The 305-nt window shown below is 65.6% G+C and carries 1 protein-coding gene; it reads left to right on the forward strand.

The features are described from left to right. Nucleotides 1-290: terminase TerL endonuclease subunit (locus ON31_RS00015; RefSeq protein WP_039807846.1), on the forward strand; the 290-nt coding region annotated here is incomplete at its 5' end. Between the last annotated feature and the right edge of the window lie 15 nt (nucleotides 291-305).

Here is a 305-nt window from a genome sequence, read left to right on the forward strand (position 1 = left end):
GGCAGGGATACGCCTCGCTGTCGAGCCCGACCAAGGAATTGCAGCGGCTCGTACTGCAAGGCACCGAAGAGACTCCGATCGTCCGGCACGGCGGCAATCCGGCAGTGCGGTGGATGGTCGACAACTTCGCCGTCGCCATGGACCCCGCCGGAAACGTCAAGCCGGACAAGGCGAATGCGGCCGACAAGATAGACGCCGTCGCCGCGCTGATCATGGCGCTCGCCCGCACCCTCGACGGCGAACTCGAGCAGGGCAGCGCATACGAAGACAACGGCCTCATGGTCGTCTGAGGAAGGGCGGCAATG

It is taken from the genome of Nocardia otitidiscaviarum NBRC 14405 (genome assembly GCF_000308635.1).
GTDB lineage: Bacteria > Actinomycetota > Actinomycetes > Mycobacteriales > Mycobacteriaceae > Nocardia > Nocardia otitidiscaviarum.